We start from the raw sequence: 2,986 nt of genomic DNA, 5'->3' as shown, positions 1-2,986 counted from the left end.
CAGGGGTACCTTTATCTATGTTTGCTAATTTCAACAGAATTCTATTGCATTGCCACACAACTGTGTCAAAGCTAAAACCCGACGATTATAAAGACAGGAGGCACTATTTTCGTTCGGAAAAAGATATAATAAATCTTTTCCCCAATAGTCTTGAAGCTATAAATAACTCCCAATATCTTGCAGAAAGATGTAAGACGGATTGGTCGTTTATTAATACAATTTTCCATGGGATGAACGTGATGATATTATTGATTATGTTTTTAAAAAGTACGGTTTAAAAAGAACCGCGATGGTTTCAAATCAGGTATTTATTCAACCAAGATCGGCAATTAGAGAGGTTGGGAAAGTTTATGGACTTTCCAATGAGGAGATATCTGCAATAACAAAGAGGATTGGATACACAAGAAGTGGCAAAGAACTCCTTAGCTGGATTAAATCGGTTCCGCGTTTCAAAAATCTTGAGCTTGATAGTGTGCGTGAGAAAGTTGTAAGAGAAAGCGAAAAGATAATAGGAGCTTTTAGAACCTCTTCAGTTTATCCTGGGGGGATAGTAATAGTACCTGATGAAATTTCTAGGTATGTGCCTGTGTTAAGGGCTCCAAAAGGCATTCAGATTGTGGAGTGGGAAAAGGATCAGGTTGAGGATTCCGGTCTTCTGAAGATAGATTTGCTTGGTAATCGATCTCTTTCTGTGGTAAGGGATACCATAGAACAGTTGAGGCTATATCGTGGGATAGGGCTTGATTACCACAAAATAGATCCTGTAGGAGACAAAAAGGTTGAGGAACTTCTGAGGTCAGGCAGAACTATGGGAATATTTTACATTGAAAGCCCTGCTACCAGATTGCTTTTGAGAAAAGCGGGAGTGGTGGATTTTGAACATGTTGTAATATACTCCTCTATAATACGACCTGCTGCCAATAGGTTTATAAACATTATGCTGGAAAGAATCCATGGGAAGCCATGGAAATTGCTTCATCCAGATCTCAAATGCCTTAAAGAGAGCTATGGCATTATGGTTTATGAGGAACAGGTATCTATAGTTGCAAGAGAAATAGCCGGGTTCAGCTATGCAGAATCAGATTACTTGAGAAAAGTTATTTCACGACCTGCTCTAAGGGATATAGTTCCTATATGGAAAAGAAAATTCATTGCAGGTGCTGTAAAACGAGGGTATTCAGCAAAACTTGCAAAGATACTCTGGGAAATGATAGAGTCTTTTTCAGGATATTCCTTTTGCAAGCCTCATTCTGCTTCATATGCTATGCTTTCTTTTATCTGTGCCTATTTAAAGGCGTACTATCCAGCGGAGTTTCTTGCTGCGGTTATTTCAAATCAGGGGGGATACTATTCTACCTACGCATACCTGAGTGAAGCGAAAAGATGGGGGATAAAGATTTTACCACCTCATATAAATTATAGTGAGAAAAAATATAAAGGTTATAAAGACAAAATAAGAATGGGGTTTATGGCAATAAGGGGGCTAAAAGATAAAGCAATAGATGCTATTTTAAAGGAAAGGAAAGCCGGTTATTTCAAAAGTCTTGATGATTTCATGGCAAGGGTTGATATAGATTTTCCCGATGCTATGCTACTAACGAATGCTGGCTGTTTTTCTCAGATTGAACCTGGGCTGACACACCGTGAGATAGCTCTTAAAGTTGTAGGATACTATCTTGGCAGAGGGAAAAAACTGTTCATACATCGCTTCAACAAGAAATCTCTTAGTCGCGATGAGAGAATTGATATTGAGATAAAAACATTTGGTTTTCCAATTTCTGAACATCCATTAGAGAAATACTTGCCATACCTAGAAGGAAAAGTAAAAAAGGCGAAAGATTTGAACAAGTATGTGGGTAAGACAATAAATCTCGTAGGTGTATATATTACCCGTAAGATGGCGGTAACGAGAAATGATGAGCTTATGGAATTTGTAACTTTTGAAGATACCACTGACATATTCGAATGTGTGATGTTTCCGGATGTCTATAAAGAATACGGTGATTTATTGAACTGGGAAAGTTTATTCCTAATTAGAGGAAGGGTAGAAAAAGCCTTTGGAGTCTGCACGGTTACGATAGAGAAGCTTTCGAGTTTACATAGGGTAATGGAAAAAATAGCTCCGGGACACAATTGGTTAGTAAAAGACGTTAGATTTAATAAGGATTTTTCAATTGTAAATATATCATGAGTTTGAATTATTTTTATATAAAATTAAATTTATAGTGAAAGTAAAGGGAATCCGATGTGCGGTAGAAAAACATTAACAAAAGGTAAAATGGACATAATACGAGAGTTCTCTATCAATCTATGGGAAGAAGATTTCCAATGGGAACCACATTACAATATCGCGCCAACAATGAGAGTTCCAATATTGATTTGTGGCAGGGGCAGAGAAATAAAGGGTATGTACTGGGGATTGATTCCATCATGGTCTAAGGATGAAAAAATTGCAGTTAAAATGATAAATGCTCGAGCCGAAACTCTTTTGCAAAGGCCATCGTTTTCAAGACTTTTGGCAAAAAATAGATGTGTTGTTATTTCAGATGGTTACTATGAGTGGAAAAGGGAGGGAAATTTTAAAGTACCCTTTTATATTAGGAGAAAAGATGATGGATTTTTACCAATGGCTGGCTTATATGATGTCTGGATTGATCCAGATAGAAATAAAAAATTTACGTATACGGTGATAACAACTGATGCCATAGGCAAAATTAGAGATATTCACAATAGAATGCCAGCCATTTTAGAAAGGGATGAAGTTAACAAATGGATTGATTGGCGGCATTATGACTATAATAAAGTTGTAGATTTACTCCGTCCAAATAGTGATAATCTCGATTTTTATCCCGTTTCAAAACTTGTAAATGATGTAAGAAACAACAGCTTAAAATGTATACAGAGAGTTAAATAATTTGAACATTCAGTTGCGGGTCTGTTAAATTTTCTGTTGAAATTTTGAATAAAAATAAGAAAGGTACCCCCA

At 36.5% G+C, this 2,986-nt stretch carries 3 protein-coding genes; all 3 read left to right on the top strand.

All coding sequences use genetic code 11. The features are described 5' to 3' along the window. Positions 1-17 precede the first annotated feature (17 nt). From H0Z29_12050 to H0Z29_12040, 3 genes are read left to right on the top strand one after another with little or no spacing between them, the layout of a single operon-like run. Entirely contained in the window at positions 18-278 is a 261-nt protein-coding gene (locus H0Z29_12050; GenBank protein MBO8132217.1) for a hypothetical protein, read from the top strand. Positions 279-289: 11 nt separating this feature from the next. Next, complete coding sequence (locus H0Z29_12045; GenBank protein ID MBO8132216.1) at positions 290-2,191, top strand: DNA polymerase III subunit alpha; 1,902 nt, start codon at positions 290-292, stop codon at positions 2,189-2,191. A gap of 54 nt (positions 2,192-2,245) precedes the next feature. Next, the gene (locus H0Z29_12040; protein ID MBO8132215.1) at positions 2,246-2,914 is read left to right on the top strand and encodes an SOS response-associated peptidase; all 669 of its coding nucleotides are present in this window, start codon (positions 2,246-2,248) and stop codon (positions 2,912-2,914) included. Positions 2,915-2,986 lie beyond the last annotated feature (72 nt).

This window comes from Candidatus Neomarinimicrobiota bacterium (genome assembly GCA_017656425.1).
Taxonomy (GTDB): domain Bacteria; phylum Fidelibacterota; class UBA2242; order UBA2242; family B5-G15; genus JACDNV01.
This window is presented reverse-complemented; position numbering and strand designations above follow the sequence as displayed.

What these genes read in the sequence shown, in the direction of transcription:
- H0Z29_12045 (MBO8132216.1), top strand. Translation starts at nt 290, where the DNA reads ATGGTTTCAAATCAGGTATTTATTCAACCAAGATCGGCAATTAGAGAG.
- H0Z29_12050 (MBO8132217.1), top strand. Translation starts at nt 18, where the DNA reads ATGTTTGCTAATTTCAACAGAATTCTATTGCATTGCCACACAACTGTG.
- H0Z29_12040 (MBO8132215.1), top strand. Translation starts at nt 2,246, where the DNA reads ATGTGCGGTAGAAAAACATTAACAAAAGGTAAAATGGACATAATACGA.